This window comes from Micromonospora sp. NPDC023644 (genome assembly GCF_040640115.1).
Classification (GTDB): domain Bacteria; phylum Actinomycetota; class Actinomycetes; order Mycobacteriales; family Micromonosporaceae; genus Micromonospora.
Window position 1 is genome coordinate 244483 of record NZ_JBFABA010000004.1, and the last position, 18348, is coordinate 262830.

General features: G+C 74.7%; 20 protein-coding genes. 6 read left to right on the forward strand and 14 right to left on the reverse strand.

From position 1 onward, the window contains the following. Positions 1–20: 20 nt before the first annotated feature. Both AB0G08_RS05515 and AB0G08_RS05520 read right to left on the reverse strand, forming a co-directional pair. Positions 21–1445 carry a PQQ-binding-like beta-propeller repeat protein gene (locus tag AB0G08_RS05515; RefSeq protein ID WP_358083465.1) on the reverse strand — a complete coding sequence of 475 codons (1425 nt, stop codon included), beginning with the start codon at positions 1443–1445 and terminating at the stop codon, positions 21–23. Between the two features lie 112 nt (positions 1446–1557). Then, positions 1558–2046 carry an Lrp/AsnC family transcriptional regulator gene (locus AB0G08_RS05520; protein WP_358083468.1) on the reverse strand — a complete coding sequence of 163 codons (489 nt, stop codon included), beginning with the start codon at positions 2044–2046 and terminating at the stop codon, positions 1558–1560. Positions 2047–2196: 150 nt separating this feature from the next. Between AB0G08_RS05520 and hppD the strand changes: the two genes are divergently transcribed. From hppD to hisC, 4 genes are read left to right on the forward strand one after another with little or no spacing between them, the layout of a single operon-like run. Then, positions 2197–3402, forward strand: a complete 1206-nt coding sequence (gene hppD / locus AB0G08_RS05525) for a 4-hydroxyphenylpyruvate dioxygenase (RefSeq protein WP_358083471.1) — start codon at positions 2197–2199, stop codon at positions 3400–3402. 10 nt (positions 3403–3412) lie between these two features. Further along, the gene (locus AB0G08_RS05530; RefSeq protein WP_358083474.1) at positions 3413–4165 is read left to right on the forward strand and encodes an RDD family protein; all 753 of its coding nucleotides are present in this window, start codon (positions 3413–3415) and stop codon (positions 4163–4165) included. Between the two features lie 22 nt (positions 4166–4187). After that, positions 4188–5189 carry an RDD family protein gene (locus AB0G08_RS05535; protein ID WP_358083476.1) on the forward strand — a complete coding sequence of 334 codons (1002 nt, stop codon included), beginning with the start codon at positions 4188–4190 and terminating at the stop codon, positions 5187–5189. Further along, positions 5186–6289 carry a histidinol-phosphate transaminase gene (hisC, locus tag AB0G08_RS05540; RefSeq protein ID WP_358083479.1) on the forward strand — a complete coding sequence of 368 codons (1104 nt, stop codon included), beginning with the start codon at positions 5186–5188 and terminating at the stop codon, positions 6287–6289. Before AB0G08_RS05535 ends, hisC begins: the two co-directional genes overlap by 4 nt. Positions 6290–6339: 50 nt before the next feature. Here hisC and AB0G08_RS05545 read toward each other — a convergent pair whose 3' ends face one another. The 8 genes from AB0G08_RS05545 to AB0G08_RS05580 all read right to left on the reverse strand — a co-directional run bounded on the left by AB0G08_RS05545 (position 6340) and on the right by AB0G08_RS05580 (position 13223). Continuing rightward, entirely contained in the window at positions 6340–7344 is a 1005-nt protein-coding gene (locus AB0G08_RS05545; protein ID WP_358083482.1) for a hypothetical protein, read from the reverse strand. A gap of 103 nt (positions 7345–7447) precedes the next feature. Continuing rightward, positions 7448–7990, reverse strand: a complete 543-nt coding sequence (locus AB0G08_RS05550) for a hypothetical protein (protein ID WP_358083485.1) — start codon at positions 7988–7990, stop codon at positions 7448–7450. A gap of 59 nt (positions 7991–8049) precedes the next feature. Beyond that, positions 8050–8583 carry a hypothetical protein gene (locus AB0G08_RS05555; RefSeq protein ID WP_358083487.1) on the reverse strand — a complete coding sequence of 178 codons (534 nt, stop codon included), beginning with the start codon at positions 8581–8583 and terminating at the stop codon, positions 8050–8052. A gap of 58 nt (positions 8584–8641) precedes the next feature. Continuing rightward, positions 8642–9928, reverse strand: a complete 1287-nt coding sequence (locus AB0G08_RS05560) for a PQQ-binding-like beta-propeller repeat protein (RefSeq protein ID WP_358083490.1) — start codon at positions 9926–9928, stop codon at positions 8642–8644. A gap of 184 nt (positions 9929–10112) precedes the next feature. Then, positions 10113–10586 (reverse strand): SRPBCC family protein, encoded by a 474-nt coding sequence (locus AB0G08_RS05565; RefSeq protein WP_358083493.1) that lies wholly within the window; start codon positions 10584–10586, stop codon positions 10113–10115. Positions 10587–10687: 101 nt separating this feature from the next. Next, positions 10688–10897 carry a DUF397 domain-containing protein gene (locus AB0G08_RS05570; protein ID WP_358083497.1) on the reverse strand — a complete coding sequence of 70 codons (210 nt, stop codon included), beginning with the start codon at positions 10895–10897 and terminating at the stop codon, positions 10688–10690. 177 nt (positions 10898–11074) lie between these two features. Then, complete coding sequence (gene fahA / locus AB0G08_RS05575; protein WP_358083500.1) at positions 11075–12274, reverse strand: fumarylacetoacetase; 1200 nt, start codon at positions 12272–12274, stop codon at positions 11075–11077. Positions 12275–12350: 76 nt separating this feature from the next. Beyond that, complete coding sequence (locus tag AB0G08_RS05580) at positions 12351–13223, reverse strand: hypothetical protein (protein WP_358083503.1); 873 nt, start codon at positions 13221–13223, stop codon at positions 12351–12353. Positions 13224–13318: 95 nt separating this feature from the next. Here AB0G08_RS05580 and AB0G08_RS05585 point away from each other — a divergent pair, with 95 nt between their 5' ends. Next, positions 13319–14485 carry a homogentisate 1,2-dioxygenase domain-containing protein gene (locus AB0G08_RS05585; RefSeq protein WP_358083506.1) on the forward strand — a complete coding sequence of 389 codons (1167 nt, stop codon included), beginning with the start codon at positions 13319–13321 and terminating at the stop codon, positions 14483–14485. Here AB0G08_RS05585 and AB0G08_RS05590 read toward each other — a convergent pair. Genes AB0G08_RS05590 through AB0G08_RS05605 form a run of 4 tightly spaced genes read right to left on the reverse strand, consistent with a single transcriptional unit; the run spans position 14482 to position 17254 of the window. Continuing rightward, a complete protein-coding gene (locus tag AB0G08_RS05590; protein WP_358083509.1) occupies positions 14482–15507 on the reverse strand; it encodes a tetratricopeptide repeat protein in 1026 nt (341 codons plus the stop codon). The genes AB0G08_RS05585 and AB0G08_RS05590 overlap by 4 nt on opposite strands. 10 nt (positions 15508–15517) lie before the next feature. Continuing rightward, complete coding sequence (gene ispF, locus AB0G08_RS05595) at positions 15518–16000, reverse strand: 2-C-methyl-D-erythritol 2,4-cyclodiphosphate synthase (RefSeq protein ID WP_358083512.1); 483 nt, start codon at positions 15998–16000, stop codon at positions 15518–15520. 16 nt (positions 16001–16016) lie between these two features. Then, positions 16017–16712: a 2-C-methyl-D-erythritol 4-phosphate cytidylyltransferase gene (gene ispD / locus AB0G08_RS05600; RefSeq protein WP_358083515.1), complete on the reverse strand. Its 696-nt coding sequence runs from the start codon at positions 16710–16712 to the stop codon at positions 16017–16019. A gap of 56 nt (positions 16713–16768) precedes the next feature. Continuing rightward, positions 16769–17254 carry a CarD family transcriptional regulator gene (locus tag AB0G08_RS05605; protein WP_007073334.1) on the reverse strand — a complete coding sequence of 162 codons (486 nt, stop codon included), beginning with the start codon at positions 17252–17254 and terminating at the stop codon, positions 16769–16771. A 326-nt stretch (positions 17255–17580) separates the two neighbouring features. On the opposite strand from AB0G08_RS05605, the gene AB0G08_RS05610 reads away from it, so the two are divergent. After that, complete coding sequence (locus AB0G08_RS05610; RefSeq protein WP_358083517.1) at positions 17581–18273, forward strand: hypothetical protein; 693 nt, start codon at positions 17581–17583, stop codon at positions 18271–18273. Positions 18274–18348 lie beyond the last annotated feature (75 nt).

The window sequence follows — 18348 nt, forward strand, 5'->3', positions numbered from 1 at the left end:
TCGGTCCTGGGACGACGCTCTCACCCCGGGCACAGCTCCCGCTTCGGGCCGCAGCTGTCCTCCGGCCCGGGGACCCCCGCCGTGCCGCCGGGACCGGGTACGCCGCCGTCACGCGGCGGGGCGGGGGCGCCCGGCGTGCCGCCGAAGCGGACGTAGCCGATCTCCCGCCCCTCGCCGATGATCATTCCCCGCGGGCCGACCGCGAGGGCGTTCGCGGAGGTCCGCAGGCTCGCCAGCTCCCGCCCGGTACGCGGTTCCAGCGCCACCAGCCGGGACGGCTTCTCGTCGGCGATCACGGCCGCGTACGGGGTGAGCGCGGCGCCGGCCTTCGCCCCGGTGGGACGGGTCCACCGGACGCGCCCGCCGCCCAGCTCCCGGGCGACGACCGCACGCTTGTCGGCCGGTCGGACCAGGGCGTACCGGTCGTCGACCGCGAGCAGCCGTTCCCCGGCGGCGGTGACCAGCAGCAGCCGCCCGTCGTAGCCGTCGAGGACCGCCTCGCGGGCGTCCGGGGCCACCCCGATCAGCACGTTGCGCGCGCCGTGCGGGTCCTCCCGCTGTGCGCAGCCGGCGTTGTCGGCGGTGCGCAGGTTGATCCCGGCCCGCTGCCACGTCTCCTGGCCGGTCGCCGGGTCCCGGCCGGAGATGGCGAAGTAGCAGGTGCCGTCCTGGGAGCGGGCGGTGATCCGCAGCAGCCGGCCGCCGACCACCGACAGCCGCTCGTCCCGGCCGGGCTCGACGTCCTGGAGCACCCGCCCGGTGGCGGTGTCGAGGACGTGCACCCGGCCGTCGATGGGGAAGCCGAGCAGCGGCGGTACGGGCTCCGGGCCGGCCACCTCCTCGTCGATCCGGACGGCGTCGAGCCGGCGGGTGCCGAGCAGCCCGGGGTTGTCGCCGAGCAGCCCGCTGCGCACCCCCGGCACGAAGGCCGTCCAGAGCGGGTCGGTGCCGCGCGGGTCCCAGGCGCTCACCGTGCAGTCGGTGGCGTCGACGCAGCGGGCGTCGAGCAGCATGTTGCGGTACGTCCAGACGGCCACCGCGTCGCCGTTGCGCCGCCGCGTGGCGCCGGTCGTGGGGTCGAGCACCTCGTACCCCTTGACCAGCAGCTTGCCCACGACGACGACCGGGTCCGCGTCGCCGCCGGCCACCGCGGACCAGTCGGCCTTGCGCTCCCACAGCTGGGCGCCGGTGGCCAGGCTGCGCGCCTCCACGCGGGTGCGCTGCTCGACCACCACGGTGTCGCCGGCGATGGTCACGCTGCGCGGGGTGCCGCCGACGCGCTGCTGCCAGACCACGTCCGGCTCGGAGATCGGCTCGCTGCGGTCGACCCAGTCCCACACCGCGGGGAACGGGTTCCACACCCCGGTCGCGGCGAGCGCGACGACCGCGGCGAGCGCGAGCAGCAGCCCGCCACGCCAGCCCCCGAGGCCGCCCGCCTTCGCCACACGCACACGGTAGCGACGACCGCCGCGCCGCCGCCCTCCCGCGCCCCCGTGTCGCCGCCCTTTCTCGCGGGCCCGACGGCGTACGGGGGAACGCGCGCGAAGGGCCCCCTCCTCACCGCTGGGCGGCGGAGCGGACCAGGGGGAGGGTGCGGTAGGGGATCTGTTCGGCCAGGGCGATGATCGTCGAGGCGCGGCGGATGCCCTCGTACGAGACGATCTGGTCGATCACCCGCTGGAGGTCGGTGTTCGAGCGGGCCACGATCCGGCAGAGCAGGTCGCTGGAGCCGGTGATGGTGTGCGCCTCCAGCACCTCCGGGATCGCGGCCAGGTGCGCGGCGACCAGGTCGTGCCCGTGCCGCTGGCTGATCTCCAGGGTGACGAAGCTGGTCACCCCGAACCCGATCGCCGCCGGGGAGATCTCCGGCCCGAACCCTGAGACGACGCCCCGCTCGACGAGCTTGTCCAGCCGGGCCTGCACGGTGCCCCGGGCGACCCCGAGGCGCCGGGAACACTCCAGCACCCCGATCCGCGGTTCCTCCGCGAGCAGTTCGATCAGTCGCGCGTCCAGGGCGTCGAGCTGTACACCTTGACCAGCAGTCATGCCGTCGCACCCTACTGAATGCGCAACCTGACCAGGCGCTGGCCCGACAGTTGCCCAGTGCGGCACTTCACCGCATCCTCGCCACAGGAACACCGGCACAGGACCGACGGCGGCGGCCACGAGGCCGACCGGAACACGAGGGAGACCGCGATGACCCAGGCGATCGACCGACCCCAGGCGACCGACGACGTCGACGTCGACGTGCTCGTCGGCGCAGTCGACCACGACATCAGCCGCGACCCGTTCCCGGTCAAGGGCCTCGACCACGTGCACTTCCTGGTGGGCAACGCCAAGCAGGCCGCGCACTACTACTCCACCGCGTTCGGCATGACCTGCGTGGCGTACCGGGGCCCGGAGCAGGGCTACCGGGACCACGCCCAGTACGTGCTGACCAGCGGCTCGGCCCGGTTCGTGCTGACCGGCGCGGTCCGCCCGGACGCCGAGGGCGCCGAGCACGTCGCGAAGCACAGCGACGGTGTCTCCGACATCGCGCTGGAGGTGCCGGACGTCGACGCGGCGTACGCGCACGCGACCGCGCAGGGCGCCACCGGCCTGCTGGAGCCGCACGACGTCAGCGACGAGCACGGCACCGTCCGGCTCGCCGCCATCGCGGCGTACGGCGACACCCGGCACACCCTGGTCGACCGGTCCCGCTACACGGGCCCGTTCCTGCCCGGCTTCGTGGCCCGCAAGCCGATCGTGGACCGGCAGCCGATGATCGACGCCGGCCTCCAGCCGAAGCGCTTCTTCCAGGCCGTCGACCACGTGGTCGGCAACGTCGAGCTCGGCCGGATGGACGAGTGGGTCGACTTCTACAAGCGCGTCATGGGCTTCTCGAACATGGCCGAGTTCATCGGCGACGACATCGCCACCGACTACTCGGCGCTGATGAGCAAGGTCGTCGCGAGCGGCACCCGCAAGGTGAAGTTCCCGCTCAACGAGCCGGCGATCGCCCGCAAGAAGTCGCAGATCGACGAGTACCTGGAGTTCTACCAGGGCCCGGGCGCGCAGCACATCGCCGTGGCCACCAACGACATCCTGGCCAGCGTCGACGCGATGCGCGCCGCGGGCGTCGACTTCCTGGACACCCCGGACTCGTACTACGACGACCCGGAGCTGCGCGCCCGGATCGGCCAGGTCCGGGTGCCGATCGAGGAGCTGAAGGCCCGCAAGATCCTGGTGGACCGGGACGAGGACGGCTACCTGCTCCAGATCTTCACCAAGCCGGTGCAGGACCGCCCGACGGTCTTCTTCGAGCTGATCGAGCGGCACGGCTCGCTCGGCTTCGGCAAGGGCAACTTCAAGGCGCTCTTCGAGGCCATCGAGCGGGAGCAGGAGAAGCGCGGCAACCTGTAACACTGACGGCGTGACGCAGCCTCCGACGTACCCGACGCCGCCGGCCAGTGGGCCCCCGCCCGCCGCCGGCGGCTTCGCGCCGCCATCCGGTCCCGCCAGCCAGGGGTACGCGGTGCCACCGCAACACACCCCGCCCGGCCAGCTCCCGCCCCCGGGCTGGACCCCACCACCGCCGGGCTGGACCCCACCGCCGCCGGGCTGGGCCGGGCCGCCCCGCCCGGCCGCGGCCCCGGCGCTCGGACCGGGCGGTCGACCGCTCGCCAGCTTCGGTGACCGGCTGCTCGCCGCGCTGATCGACGGCGCGGTGAGCACGGCGGTGGCGATGGTCCTCTTCCTGCCGCCGATGCTGCTCCTGGTCTGGAACATGATGGACGACCTGACCCGGACCAACCCGGACGGCACGTTGGTCGAGCCCGACCCCGGCTCGTTCCTGACCGACTTCATGCTGCCGATCCTGCTGCTCGAACTGGGGCTGATCGTGGTGATGCTCGGGCTCTACTGGCTCTACCACGTGGAGTACATGAAGCGCACCGGGCAGACGTTCGGCAAGCGGGTGATGAAGCTGCGGGTCGTGCCGCTCGACCCGGCCGCCACGCTGGACCGGCGGATGGCCGGCAGGCGGTACGCCGTGCAGTACCTGGCCGCCGCTTTCCTGCCCGGCCTCAGCTATCTCGACGGGCTCTGGCAGCTGTGGGACAAGCCCTGGCAGCAGTGCCTCCACGACAAGTTCGCCGGCACCGTCGTCGTTAAGGTGTCTGCGTGAGCGAGCGCAGCGAGGCCAGGCCATGAGCGTCGAACCGGGGTGGTACGTCGACCCGGCCGATCCGGACACCCGGCGCTACTGGGACGGCGAGGGCTGGATCGGCGCGCCGATCCCCGTCGACGCCACCCCGCCCGAGGGCCCGCCGCCGGCCGAGCCGCCACCCGCGCCCGCCCCGACGTCGCCCGTGGCCCCGGTTCCCGCGCCGGGCGCCCCCGCGGGCGGGCCACCCCCGCCTGGCCAGCCGCACCCGGGCCAGCCCCATCCCTGGCAGCCGCCGCAGGGGCACGGCCACCCGCAGGGCCCACCGCCCGGCTGGCCGCCCGGTGGCGGTCCGCCGCCCGGCTGGCCGCCCGGGGGTTGGCCCGGCCGGCCGCCCGAGCCCCGCCCGCACGGGCTCCCGCTGGCCGGGTTCGGCGCCCGGCTGATCGCCCGGCTGATCGACTTCGCGATCGTCTTCGCGCTGAACGCCGTGGTGAACGGCTGGTTCGTCTGGCGGCTGGTCGAGGAGGTCACGCCGTACTGGCGGGAGGTGTTCCGGCGGGCGATGGCCGGCGACAGCTCCACCGACGGCCTGCCGCAGCCCAGCGAACAGGCCGGCGGCCTCCAGGTCGTCATCCTGCTGATCGCCACCGCGCTCTGGCTCGCGTACGAGGTGCCGACGATGGCCTCCGGCGGGCAGACCTACGGCAAGCGGCTGGTGGGCGTCAAGGTGGTGCCGACGAGCGCGAACGAGCCGCTCGGCTTCGGCCGGGCGCTGCGCCGGTGGAACACCCTCGGCCTGCCCACCCTGCTCTGGTACTGCTGCGGCCTCGGCCTGCTGCTCCAGCTCGTCGACGCGCTCTCGCCGCTCTTCGACCACCCGCTGCGGCAGGCGTTGCACGACAAGCGGGCGCAGACCGTGGTGGTCCAGCTCCCCCGCGGCAACCGCACCTCCAACGGCGCACGCACCACCCCGGACGAGCGCGCCGCCCCGAACGACCGCACCCCCGACGACCGCACCGACCCCTCGGGAGACACCCCATGACCGACCCCGGACGTCACCAGCCGGCGCTGCGGCTGACCCGCGCCGACCTGGACGCGCTGCCCAACTACGTGCCCGGGCGCAGCCCGGCCGACCTGGCCCGCGAGCTCGGCCTCCCCGAGGCGATCAAGCTGGCCAGTAACGAGGTGCCGTACGGGCCGCTGCCCGGCGTGGTGGAGGCCGTCGCCTCCGCCGCCGCCGGGGTGCACCGCTACCCCGACATGGGCGTGCTCGCGCTGCGCGAGACGCTGGCCGAGCGGTACGGCGTGGACGTGGACCGGATCGCCACCGGCTGCGGGTCGGTGGCGCTGGCCGAGCACCTCGTCCGGGCCACCTGCCTGCCCGGTGACGAGTTCCTCTACGCGTGGCGCTCCTTCGAGGCGTACCCGATCATCGCGGCGACCAGCGGCGCGACCAGCGTGCGGGTGCCGAACGACGCCGGGCACGGGCACGACCTGGCGGCGATGGCGGCGGCGGTGACCGACCGGACCCGGCTGATCGTGGTCTGCAACCCGAACAACCCCACCGGCACGACCGTGCGCCGGGCGGAGCTGGACCGGTTCCTCGACGCGGTCGGCGAGGACGTGCTGGTCGTGCTCGACGAGGCGTACCGCGAGTTCGTCACCGACCCGGACGTGCCGGACGGCCTCACCTACCTCGACCGGCCGAACGTGGTCGTGCTGCGGACGCTCTCCAAGGCCTGGGGCCTGGCCGGCCTGCGGATCGGTTTCCTGGTCGGCCAGCCGGCGGTGGCGGCGGCCGTGCGCAAGGTCGTGACCCCGTTCTCCAGCAACATGGCCGCGCAGGCGGGCGCGCTCGCCGCGCTGGCCCAGGAGGACGAGATGCGGCGGCGGTGCGCCCTCGTGGTGGCCGAGCGCGACCGCGTGACGGAGGCGCTGCGCAAGCTGGTCCCGGACGTGCCGGACAGCCAGGCCAACTTCGTCTGGCTGCCGCTGGGCGACCGGGGCGTGGACTTCGGCAAGGCGTGCGAGGCGCGGGGCGTCATCGTCCGGCCGTACCCGGGCGACGGGGTCCGGGTCACCATCGGCACCCCGGCCGAGAACGACGCCTTCCTGGCGGCGGCGGAGAGCGCGCTGGCCTGAGGCAGGTGCCGGTCCGGTCCGCCATCCCCTCGCGGACCGGACCGGCGGCCTCAGGCGGCCGTCACCGGCCGTCCGACCCGGGCCCGACGTCGGTACGCGTAGACCGCGAACAGCACCAGGACCAGCCCCGAGGTGGCCAGCCCCCCGGTGAGCACCTCGTCGGAGCGGTCGGCGGTGGTGGCGGCCACCGGGAGCGGCCCGAAGCTGACCCTGCCGGTGGCGGAGCGCTTCGTCCAGCCGCTGGCCAGGTCGAGCTTCGCCGCCCAGGGTCCGTCCGGCAGCCGACGGTCCAGGGCGACCCGGGCGGTGGTCGTGCCGCCCAGCGCGAGGGTGCCCGCCTCCACCTTCACCGGCCCGACCGAGAGCCCGCCGGGGCCCTCGGCGAGCCGCAGCTCGCCGGCCAGGTCGAGCGCCCGCCTGCCGGTGTTGCGCACCTCCGCGGTGAGGACGGGCGTGCCGTCCTTCTCCCGCCCGCCGGTCAGCGGGCCGATCTCGAAGCCGGAGGGCGGCTCGCCGCCCGGCCCGACGGAGAGGTAGACCCGCACGCCGACCCGGCCGACGTTGCGTATGGTCTGCCCCTCGGCACCGGCGACCTCGGCCCACACGACCGCGTACCGCTCGCCGGCCTCGGCGTCGCGCGGCACCTCGATGGTCACCAAGACCTCGGTCTCCTCGCCCGGTTCCAGGTCCAGTTCCGGGCGGTTGACCGTGATCCAGCTGCTCAGCTCGTTCTCGGTGCGGCCGGGCGCGAGGACGAAGCCCTCGCCGGTGACGTCGGCGGCGGCGGCGTAGACCGCTACCGGGCGGCGGTCCCCGGACAGGTTCTTGACCATGATCCGGCGCTCGATCGTCGTGCCGGGGCGTAGGTGGTCGACGATGTACTTGTGCGCCCGGCTGTCGTCCCGGCGGTTCACCGGCGCGTCGAGCAGCCTGATGCCGACCGCGGACGCCGGCCCGACCGGGCTCGGGCTGGGCGACGGTTTGCGTGGGCCGTCCCGGCCGGGCCGCGCGGCCACCGGCTGGTCGGCGTCGGGCAGGTCCGGTGCCTGCGCCATCGAACCGGAGCGGACCGGCGGCCCCGACCCGTGCGGTGCGGCCGACGCCGGTGCCCCGACCGTGACCAGGAGGGTCAGGGCCAGGGCGACGACGCGGGCCGGGTCATGCCACCGAATGGGTCACCGTCGCACTGTAGGTGCCGCTCACCGCCGTTGCCGGGACGTCGACGCGGATGGTCGGGTTCCAGGTGGCCGAGTTGTTGCCGCTGCCGGAGGTCTTGGAGAAGGCGGTCCGGGGAGTGGAGAGGGTGACGGCGTCCGCCTCGGTCGGCTGTCCGGGGACGAAGGTGCCGGTGCCGGTGGTGGCGGTCGCGGGCCCGGACCAGTACTCGACCAGGTTAGGCGTGATGGTCTCCTCCGGGCTGCCGGCGCCGCTGACGAACTCCGTCACGCTCACCGTCGTGACCCAGGTGGCGTTGAGCGCCGCGCGCTGGTCCACGACCTGCACCGGGCCGATCGAGCCCTGGATGGTGGTGTCGGCGAAGGTGGAACCGAGGTTCACGCCGGGCGGTGCGAAGACGTCCAGGTTCGCGGCTCCCACCGTGAAGGTGACGATGGTGTCGTCGGTGGGCGAAGCCGCGGCGGGCGAGCCCAGGGCCACCACGGCGGCCGCGGCGGCGGTCAGGGCAAGAAGTGGCTTTCTCATGCGGCCCACGCTAGGCCCTCATAGCCGGTCATATCTTCCCGTTCCGGGCAAATCCCCCATTAGGCTACAGAGTGGACGATCGTGCCCCGATACGTCCCCGCCACGATGTCGCTCGGGATGGCGACCCGGATGGTCGGCACCCAGGCCACCGTGTTGTTGCCGTTGCCAGCCGTCTTGCGGAACGCCTCGCGGGTGACGCCCAGGGTCGCCGCCTGCGCCGAGGTGGGCTGCCCGGGCACCAGGGTGCCGCCGCCCGTGCTGCGCACCGCCGATCCGGACCAGTACGAGACCCGGCTGTTGGCGATCGTCCGCTGCGGGCCGCCCGCCCCGGCGACGAAGGCGGTGGCGGAGACCGTGGCAACCCAGGTGTTGGGGTTGACCTGCCCCCGCGAGTCGCGCACCTCGACCGTGCCCAACTGGGCCGTCAGGGCGCCGCCGACGAAGCCGGCGCCGAGGTTCGCCGAGGTGGGCACGGTGATGTCGACCCCCACGGTCCGGGAGAGCCGGACCGCCCGGCCGGTCGACGCGGCGTCGGCCGGCGACGCGGTGACGAGGATGAGGATCGCGCCCAGGAGGGCTGCCAGGAGACGCACAGTGGGACTATAAATAACTTATGTCCGTTTTGTCGAGCAGCTACCCCGGCCCGGCGTTTCACGTCGCCGCAAGGATCACCGGCTCCGAGGTCAGGTAGTAGCGCTGGTCGTCCCCCGTCGGGTCGACCGGCTTGCGGAGCCGCTCGACGGCCACGAACCCGCCGGCCGCGTACGCCGCGCCGGGCGCCCAGCCGACCCCGTCCGAGCCCGCGTTCAACGCGAAGTAGGAGCGCTGCGCCCCCGTCGCCGGGTCCAGCGTCACCAGGTCGTTCGTCTCCGTCAGCAGGTGCACCCGGTCGGGCTGGACGGCGAGCAGCCGCACCTGCGGCAGGCCGGAACGGCGCCACAGCTCCGCCCCCGTACGCGCCGAGCGGCCGACGGGCACCCCGTCCACGACCGCCACGGCGGTCCCGCCGACGAGTTCGGCGTCCGGTCGGTCCAGGGCCGGGGCGGCGACCGGCTCGCCGTCGCCGAGCAGCCAGCCCCGGCCCGCGTCGTCGCCCGGCCTCGCCGTCCGCAGCCCGGTGCACCCCGTCCGGCCGGTGCCGCAGCCCACCGGGGTCGCCACCAGCTCGTCGCCAGCCTCCGGCGGCCGCCAGCGCAGGCCCACCGCCCCTGTCACGGCGTCGCGGAACTCCACCACCGCCGGACCCGCGCAGGAGTCGACGATCATCACCTGTCCCGACCCGGTCGTGCCGAGCGTGTCCCGGCAGCCGACGAACGCGTCGGCGTCGTCCGGTGGCACCGTGACGGTGAGGTGGGACCGCCACAGTTCGCGGCCGTCGGCCAGGTCCACGGCACGCATCCACTCCGCCCCGGCCGCCACCACCGCCTGCCGGCCGTCGGCCCCTCGGGCCACGAGGATCCCCCGGGGATCCCAGACCGTCGCCGCGCCGGTGCGCCGGACCGTCCGCTCCCCCACCGGCGCCGGCCCGTCCGCCCGCCAGGCGACCCGGCCGCTCCGCGCGTCCAGCGCCACCAGCCGCCCGTCCGACCAGCGGGTGACGACCGTCGTCCCGCTCGTCACGACCCCGTCGAGCGCCGCCGGCCAGCGGCGGTACGACCAGTACGGGGTCGTCCGGTGCCGGCCGTCGACCGGCCGGTCGGCGTAGACCTGGCGGTGGGCCGCGTACACCCGCAGCCGGCCGTCCACGACGAGCGGGGCGACGGGGAGCCGGCCGACCACGCCGGCGACGGGGGACGCGGCCGGCGGGTACCCGGCCCGGGCGGGCGTGCTGACCTCGGCGGGGGCGAGCACCCGGTAGACCGTCGCCGCGACGGCGGCGGTGGCGAGCAGCGCCGTGACCGCCACCGCGACCCGCCGCCGGCCCTTCGGGAACCCCATGCCACACCTCCGCCCGGCACCCTACCCAGCCGGGCCGGCCAGAGCCCTGTCAGGTCACCGGCGGGCGGGGGTTCCGGCGGCGCCCCTGCCGGCATCCGCCTCGGACCACCCCGACCCGCCTTCACACCGCCCGGCGTGCGCCTCGGGCCGCCCCGACGCGCCTTGAGGCCGCCCGGCGTGCGCCTCAGGCCGCCTCGGTCGCGCTGGTGGCCGCCGCCTTGGCGAGGTCGGCGAGGTCCTGCCGCAGCGCGCGCTCGACCGCCCGGGCGGCCAGCCCGCCGAGCAACAGCGCCACCACCCGGCCGTAGGGGGCGGTCGGCACCGACTCCTGCTCGACGGTGACGGCGGTGCAGCCCCGGCGACGCCGCTCGACCGGGCGCAGCGTCCAGGTGATCCGGTAGTCCACGCCGGCGCCCCGCGAGCCGAGCACCAGCCGGCGGGGCGGCTCGGCCTCGATGACGACGAACTCCTCGACCAGCGCGGTGCCGTCGGGCCGGGAACGGGTCTCCCGCCACGCGGTGCCCGGGCCGAACCGGCCGGGGGTGAGCACCTCGACCGGGCCGGTGAAGCGCCGGGTGCGGGTGGTCAGGTCGGTCAGCAGCCGCCAGAGGTCGACGTCGTGCGCCTGCACGAACTCCGTGACCGCCACCGTCGACATGCCACCTCCCGTGGCCTCGACGGTACGCCGGGTGAACGTGCAGCGGGGCCCCCGGAGCGGAATTTCCACCGCCGGGAGCCCCGATCCGCGACAGTCGAGCGTCAGCGACCGAACTGGCCGGCCCTGATCGCGCCGACGAAGGCGGCCCACCCCGGCGGGCTGACCGCCAGCGTGGGGCCCGCCTGGTCCTTGGAGTCGCGTACGCCCACCACGCCGAGGGCGTCGACCACGTTGTCGGCCACCTCCACGCAGAGACCCTGGTCGTTGGAGCGGCTGCTGGTACGCCAGACCGCGCCCGGGAGATCGTTCATCGTCGTCACCTTCCTGTCGTCGGTACGCCAACCGGCGACCGGGCCCGGGACCGGAAGGGGCGTCCGGTCCGGCCCCGGCGCGGCATGGCGACGGAATCCGCGACGATCAACGCGCAAAGGACGGTCCCCGGTCGCACAGTTGGTGCGACCGGGGACCGTCGATGATCGGAAGGCGGGTCAGCGGGCGGCGAGGACCTTTCCGGTCACCTCGCCCAGGGCGATGGTGGTGCCGTCCGGGCCGGGCGCGGTGGCGGTGATCGTCACCGTGTCGCCGTCCTCCAGGAACGTGCGGGTCTCGCCCCCGGCGAACTTCACCGGCTCGGTGCCGCCCCAGGTGAGTTCCAGGAACGAGCCGACCTGTCCCCGCTGGGGCCCGGAGACGGTGCCCGAGGCGTAGAGGTCGCCGGTGCGCAGCGAGGCGCCGTTCACCGTGAGGTGGGCCAACTGCTGGGCCGGCGTCCAGTACATGGTGGCGAACGGCGGCTCGCTGACCCGCTCACCGTTCCACTGCACCGACAGGCGCAGGTCCAGCCCGAGGTGCGGCACGTCGCGCAGGTAGTCGGCGACCGGCGGGTCCTGCTCGGGGGCGGGGACGAAGGCGTCGCCCAGCGCGTCCAGCGGGGTCACCCAGGCCGAGATCGAGGTGGCGAAGGACTTGCCCAGGAACGGGCCGAGGGGCTGGTACTCCCAGGCCTGGATGTCGCGGGCCGACCAGTCGTTGACCAGCACTACGCCGAAGACGTGGTCGGCGAAGTCGTCGGTCGGGACCCGGTCGCCCAGCGCGCTGGGCACGCCGACCACGAAGCCGACCTCGGCCTCGATGTCGAGGCGTACGGACGGGCCGGTGACCGGGCCCTGCGGGGTGGCCCGCTGCCCGCTCGGCCGCACCACCGGGGTGCCGGAGACGACCACCGTGCCGGCCCGGCCGTGGTAGCCGATCGGCAGGTGCTTCCAGTTGGGCAGCAGCGGCGGCTGGCCGGGGCGGAAGATCTGGCCCACGTTGGACGCGTGGTGCTCGGAGGAGTAGAAGTCGACGTAGTCGGCGACCTCGAACGGCAGCTGCATCCGCGCCTCGGCCAGGGGCACCAGCAGCGGCTCCACCGCCGGCCGGTGGGCGGTGTCGGTGAGCAGCTCGGTCACCCGCTGCCGGACGGCCGTCCACTGTGGGCGGCCGAGGGCCATGAAGTCGTTGAGGGTGGGCCGAGCCAGCGTCCCGGCGGCCAGCACCAGGCTGGCCTCCTCCGCGCCGGCCAGGTCGAGCACGAAGTCGCCGATGCGTACGCCGACGCGCGGCGCGCCCTCCGCGCGGCGGAACACCCCGTACGGCAGGTTGGCCACCCCGTACGGCGAACCGTCGGCACCACTCACCCAGCTCATGCCGGCCCTCCGCTGCGCTCCAGGCCGGCCTGAGGCACCACCGGCCCGCAAAGATGATTCGCTCGCTGACGCTCGCTCATACGTCGAAGCCCCCGTTCACCAGCCCCAGCCGGATCAGATCGGTCAGTGGTTCCAGGATGCTGCACGAGCCGAAGCCGATCCACAGCGGGCGCGGGCCGGCCAGCCCGGCCTCGGCGAGCTGCACCAGCGGGCGCGGATCGGCCGCGGTGAGCAGCTCGGCGACCCGGGCCACCGGGGCGCCCCCGGCGGCCGCCAGCGTCGCCGCGAGCACGTTGACGAAGCCGTGGTGGGTGAACCCGGTCTCCGGGTCCAGGTGCCGGACCGCCTGGTGCAGCCCGGCGGTCAGCTTGAACGGCAGGCCCCGGTCCCGGCAGGCGCAGATCACCGCCGCCAGCTCCGCCGGGGTGGGGAACAGCTCGGCGGCCAGCCCGCCGGTGCGGAACTTCGCGGCGACCGGCACCCCCTCGGCGCGGGCGGCGGCGAGCGCGTCCAGCGCCCCCATCAGCCCGAACGTGAGCGGCAGCTCGGCGTAGACGGCGTCGAGGGCGGCCGGGCCGGCACCGGCCCGGCGGGCCAGGGCCACCAGCTCGGTCAGGCCGGGCAGCGGGTCCTCCCCGCGCCTGGCGACCGCCGCCTCCACCTGACGGACGCGGATGCGCGGGTCGGCCGTGGCGCGCACCTCGTCGAGCCGGTCGAGCGGCACGTCGCCGATGACGCCGACCGCGATCCACTCGTCGGCGCCGAGCAGACCGGCCAGCTCGGGCAGCCTCGTGGCCGGCACCAGGAGCGGGCCGACCAGGTCCGCGTACCAGGAGGTGCGGTGCCGCCGGTGCGCGGCGACGGCGTCGGGCAGCGGCGCACTGCCGGGCGGGAAGACGGCGGCGTCGTCGACGAGGCCGTCGAGAAGCGCGGGCACCTGCGTTGACACGAGACAAGAATGTACGGGACGCTACAAGGAACGGACAACAGCGTCCGATTATCGGACGCCATTGGATCGGTGAACGGGACGAACCGGGAGGCGAGATGCCGTACTACCGCAGCGTCGGCGAGGTGCCGCGCAAGCGCCACACCCAGTTCCGCCAGCCCGACGGCAGCCTCTACGCCGAGGAGCTGATGGGCCAGGAGGGCTTCTCCTCCGACTCGTCCCTGCTCTACCACCGGCACGCGCCGACCGCGATCGTGGCGGCCGAGGAGTTCACCCCGCCGGCGTTCACCCGGGTGCCGAACCTGCCGCTCAAGCCCCGGCACCTGCGCACCCACAAGCTCGACGGCACCGGCGCCGACCCGGTGCTCGGCCGGCAGTACCTGCTCGCCAACGACGACGTGCGGATCGCGTACGTGCTGGCGGACCGGCCGTCCCCGCTGTTCCGCGACGCCACCGGCGACCACTGCCTGTACGTGGAGTCCGGCACCCTGCGGGTGGAGTCCACGTTCGGCGTGCTCGACGCGGTGCCCGGCGACTACGTCGTCATCCCCACCTCGACCATCCACCGGCTGGTGCCCACCGGCGACGCGCCGACCCGGCTGCTCGCCGTCGAGGCGGCCGGCCACATCGGCCCGCCCAAGCGATACCTCTCGATCCGGGGCCAGTTCCTGGAGCACTCGCCCTACTGTGAGCGCGACGTCCGGGGACCGGACGCGCCGCTGCTCGTCGACGGCGAGGACGTGGAGGTGCTCGTCCGGCACCGGCGTGGTTGGACGCGCTACGTCTACGCGAACCACCCGTTCGACGTGGTCGGCTGGGACGGCCACATGTACCCGTGGGCGTTCTCCATCCACGACTTCGAGCCGATCACCGGCCGGATCCACCAGCCGCCGCCCGTGCACCAGACCTTCCAGGGCCCCAACTTCGTGATCTGCTCGTTCGTGCCCCGCAAGGTCGACTACCACCCCGACGCGATCCCGGTGCCGTACAACCACCACAACGTCGACTCCGACGAGATGCTCTTCTACACCGGCGGCAACTACGAGGCCCGGCGCGGCTCCGGCATCGAGCAGGGCTCGATCTCGCTGCACCCGTCCGGCTTCACCCACGGCCCGCAGCCGGGCGCCGCCGAGCGTTCCATCGGCGCCGACTTCTTCGACGAGCTGGCCGTCATGGTCGACACCTTCCGGCCCCTGGACCTCTGCGACGCCGCGACCGCCTGCGAGGACGACGGCTACGCCTGGACCTGGGCCCGCCGCCCCTAGACCGCGGTGCGGGAGAGGACGGCGAGCTCGGCGGCGGTCGCGACGGCGATGGCGAGCACCAGCGGCCACGGGGTGCCGACCAGGGCGTAGAGCAGGATCAGCGCCGGCGCGACGGCCGCCGCGTAGACGGCCAGCGCCAGGATCCGGTCGGAGCGGAGCAGGCTCGGCAGGATGGTCCGGGACAGGCCGGGCAGCCGGGCGGCGAAGCGCCAGACCACCAGGGCCCCGCCGAGCGCCGCGAACGCCGCCGCGAACCGGGAGAGGCCCGCGCTGCCCGGTGCCAGGCAGGCGATCAGCACGGCGGTGACCATCGTCCAGCCCGCGCCGTAGACCACGAGCTGACGCAGGCCGGCCGAGATGGTCCGGCCGGAGTCGATCCGGCCGGGGCTCATCGCGGCGGCCTCGGCGAGGTGCTCCAGCGCCTCGCTCCAGCGTCGCTGCTCCAGCCGCAACACCCCGATGTCGTGCCGGGCCTCGGCGAGCTGGGGGTCCAGCCGCAGCGCCTCGTGGTAGGCCCGCTCGGCCAGGTCGAACATCTGCATGTTGGCGGCGACCAGGCCCAGCACCAGGTGCGACTCCGGCTCCTCGGGCGCCAGCTCGACCCCGCGCCAGGCCGCGTTCAGCGCCGGCTGCCCGTTGCGCGAGCCGGCCAGGATCGCCGCGGCGCTGCGCTGGGCGTACGCGTCGTCCGGACCCAGCGCCAGGATCCGGTCGGCGGTGCGGGCCGCCTCGGCGTACTCCTCCAGGTCGCTCAGGGCCAGCGCGCGGGCGACCAGCGCCGGCACGGCCTCGGGGGCGGCGGCGACCGCGGCGTCGGCGGCGGTGAGCGCCTCGGTCGGCCGGCCGGCCGCGAGGTGCACCCGGGACAGCATGGTCAGCGCCCCGGCACTGGCCGGTTCGAGCGCGACGGCGTACGAGAGCTCGCCCGCGGCCTCGTCGTAGCGGCCCAGCTCAGCGAGGAGCTGGGCGCGCTGGACGTAGCCGTCGAAGGCGGAGCGGTCGGAGGTGGCGTCGCTGGACATCGCGGCGAGCCTAGGCGGCCGGAGCCTCGTACACCAGGGCCACCGCGATGCCGGTGAGGCCCTCGCCGCGCCCGGGGAAGCCGAGGCCGTCGGTGGTGGCCGCGGAGACGGTCACCGGCGCGCCGACCGCCTCGGAGAGCACCCGCTGGGCCTCCTCGCGGCGCGGCCCGATCTTGGGCCGGTTGCCGATCACCTGCACGGACACGTTGCCGATCGCGAAGCCGGCGGCCCGCACCCGGCGGGCGCTCTCGCCGAGCAGGGCGACGCCCGACGCGCCGGCCCACTCGGGCTGCCCCACCCCGAAGTTTGCGCCCAGGTCCCCGAGGCCGGCCGCCGAGAGCAGCGCGTTGCAGGCGGCGTGCGCGGCCACGTCGGCGTCCGAGTGCCCGGCCAGGCCGTCCTGGTCGGGCCAGAGCAGACCGGCCACCCAGCACGGCCGGCCCGCCTCGAAGGCGTGCACGTCGGTGCCGATGGCCACCCGGGGAACGATCATGCGAAGAGGGTACGCGTCAGGCGCCGGCGGCGAGCAGGTGCTCGGCCAGCGCCAGGTCGAACGGGCGGGTGACCTTCAGCGCGTACTCCGAACCGGGGACGCAGGACACCGGGACGCCCTGCTTCTCGACCAGGCCGGCGTCGTCGGTGAGCGGGTCGCCGGCGGCGGCGTGCGCGGCCGTCAGCACCGCCCGGCGGAAGCCCTGCGGCGTCTGCACCGCCCGCAGCGCGGAGCGGTCGACGGTGCCGAGGACGACCTCGTCGGCACCGACCTCCTTGATCGTGTCGACCACGGGAAGCACCGGGATCACCGCGTCGCTCCCGGCGCGGACCGCCGCCGCGACGGACTCCACCAGATCGGGCGGGGTCAGCGCCCGGGCGGCGTCGTGCACGAGGACGATCTCCGGGCCGGCGGGCACCGCCGCGAGGGCCGCGGCGACCGACGCCTGCCGCTCGGCGCCGCCGGGCACCACGGTCACCGGGGCGACCGGGGCGAGCAGGTCGCGCACCGCCGCCACCTCGGCGGCCGGGGCGGCCACGACGATGGTGTGCACCGACGGCGCGGCGGCGAGCCGGCGGACGGCGTGCACCAGCAGAGGCTCGCCGCCGAGCAGGCGCAACGCCTTGGGCCGGCCGGGGCCGAGCCGCACGCCGGCACCGGCCGCAGGCACGAGGACCGCGACGTCACCGCGCGGATTGAGCTGCGCGGTCACGTCGCGGTCCTCGGTGGTTTCTTCGCTACGAATCGGGTACGACGATGCTGTGGGGACTAGGCCTCGGTGAGGACCTTGTCGAGCAGCGTCTCCGCCTCGTCCTTGGTGCTCTTCTCGGCCAGCGCGACCTCGCCGACGAGAATGTCGCGGGCCTTCGCCAGCATGCGCTTCTCACCCGCGGAGAGACCCCGCTCCCGCTCCCGGCGCCACAGGTCGCGCACGACCTCGGCAACCTTCAGCGGGTTACCGGAGGCCAGCTTCTCCAGATTCGCCTTGTAACGCCGCGACCAGTTGGTCGGCTCCTCGGTGTGCGGTGCACGGAGCACGTCGAAGACCTTGCCGAGGCCCTCTTCGCCGACCACCTCGCGCACACCCACGATCTCGGCGTTCTCGGCGGGCACCCGGACCGTCAGGTCACCCTGTGCGACCCTCAGGACGAGGTATTGCTTAGGCTCGCCCTTGATGACCCGAGTCTCGATTGCCTCGATGAGTGCGGCCCCGTGGTGGGGGTAAACAACGGTCTCGCCGACACTGAAAACCATAGGTTCGAAACCCCTTTCGCTGTGTCTAGGGTAACACGCTCAGGCACCGATGTCTCACCGCTGTCCTGACCGTTGGCGCAGCTCAGGGGCCCTGTGAGAGGTATTTCTTCAGCTTGACAGGCCGCCAAACCGGTGGTTTGACCACGCTCCGTAACGCTCAGATGACGTCCCGGTACGAGTGACGCGAACGTCGAGATCAAGGGCTATGCGCTCCTCCCATGGTAGCCGGCCAGCCGGGTACGCGCCCAGGTGTAGCGGGAGCCCGTCGGGTGCGGGACGCTGGAGGTCGAGCCGCTGTCCGCTCGCCGAGACGTCCTGGGGGTCCGATGGGCAAGCCCGACGCAGACGGCCCCGGACTGCCCGACCTGCCGCCGGAGTGGGGTCGGGTGGTCGTGCCGGACGACGCCTCCGCCCTGGCGGCCGAGGCCGAGCAGATCCGCCGCGAGCTGCGCGCGACGCCCCGCCGCGCCGCCGCGCGCCGGGTGGCCCGTTCCCCGCTCGCCCTGCCCCTGTTGGTGCTGCTGGTGGCGGTGCTGACCACCCTGGCCGGCCTCGCGGCGGTCACCTGGCCCCGGTCCTCCGGCCGGTCCACCCCGGAGCCCGCCGCCACCCCGTACGCGCCGCCGGCCGGGTCGGCCGGACGGCCGCTGCCCGCGCTGGACCTGGTCGACGCGGGGCAGTCACCGGTGCCCCTGCGCGCACTGGTGCCGGCGATGATCATCCTGGTGGACGGCTGCCCCTGCCCGCAGGACGTGGCCACCGCGGCCGCCCTGGCGCCGGCCGGCGTGACGGTGGTCACCGTCGCCGGCGACCGGCCCGTACGCGGCACGCCGCCCGCCGGGGCGACCGTGCGACCGCTCGCCGACCCGGCCGGCGGGCTGCGGGCTTTCCTGCACCTGCCGGCCCGCCCCGGCGCCGCCACCGCGCTGCTGGTGGACCGGGCCGGCGTCCTCGTCAAGGTGGTGCCCGAGGTGCGCTCCGCCGAGGACTACCGCGCCGACCTGGCCCGCCTCGCCTGAGCGGCCGGGCCCGCCACCGCCCGACGCACCGCCCCCGGACCCGCTGCCACCCGCGCGACGACGCCGCCCACCGGT

Bases quoted from the DNA above. Each gene is read 5' to 3' on its own strand.
- AB0G08_RS05520 (WP_358083468.1), bottom strand. From the start codon at position 2,046: ATGACTGCTGGTCAAGGTGTACAGCTCGACGCCCTGGACGCGCGACTG.
- hppD (WP_358083471.1), top strand. From the start codon at position 2,197: ATGACCCAGGCGATCGACCGACCCCAGGCGACCGACGACGTCGACGTC.
- AB0G08_RS05535 (WP_358083476.1), top strand. From the start codon at position 4,188: ATGAGCGTCGAACCGGGGTGGTACGTCGACCCGGCCGATCCGGACACC.
- hisC (WP_358083479.1), top strand. From the start codon at position 5,186: ATGACCGACCCCGGACGTCACCAGCCGGCGCTGCGGCTGACCCGCGCC.
- AB0G08_RS05545 (WP_358083482.1), bottom strand. From the start codon at position 7,344: ATGGCGCAGGCACCGGACCTGCCCGACGCCGACCAGCCGGTGGCCGCG.
- AB0G08_RS05550 (WP_358083485.1), bottom strand. From the start codon at position 7,990: ATGAGAAAGCCACTTCTTGCCCTGACCGCCGCCGCGGCCGCCGTGGTG.
- AB0G08_RS05560 (WP_358083490.1), bottom strand. From the start codon at position 9,928: ATGGGGTTCCCGAAGGGCCGGCGGCGGGTCGCGGTGGCGGTCACGGCG.
- AB0G08_RS05565 (WP_358083493.1), bottom strand. From the start codon at position 10,586: ATGTCGACGGTGGCGGTCACGGAGTTCGTGCAGGCGCACGACGTCGAC.
- AB0G08_RS05570 (WP_358083497.1), bottom strand. From the start codon at position 10,897: ATGAACGATCTCCCGGGCGCGGTCTGGCGTACCAGCAGCCGCTCCAAC.
- fahA (WP_358083500.1), bottom strand. From the start codon at position 12,274: ATGAGCTGGGTGAGTGGTGCCGACGGTTCGCCGTACGGGGTGGCCAAC.
- AB0G08_RS05585 (WP_358083506.1), top strand. From the start codon at position 13,319: ATGCCGTACTACCGCAGCGTCGGCGAGGTGCCGCGCAAGCGCCACACC.
- AB0G08_RS05590 (WP_358083509.1), bottom strand. From the start codon at position 15,507: ATGTCCAGCGACGCCACCTCCGACCGCTCCGCCTTCGACGGCTACGTC.
- ispF (WP_358083512.1), bottom strand. From the start codon at position 16,000: ATGATCGTTCCCCGGGTGGCCATCGGCACCGACGTGCACGCCTTCGAG.
- AB0G08_RS05605 (WP_007073334.1), bottom strand. From the start codon at position 17,254: ATGGTTTTCAGTGTCGGCGAGACCGTTGTTTACCCCCACCACGGGGCC.
- AB0G08_RS05610 (WP_358083517.1), top strand. From the start codon at position 17,581: ATGGGCAAGCCCGACGCAGACGGCCCCGGACTGCCCGACCTGCCGCCG.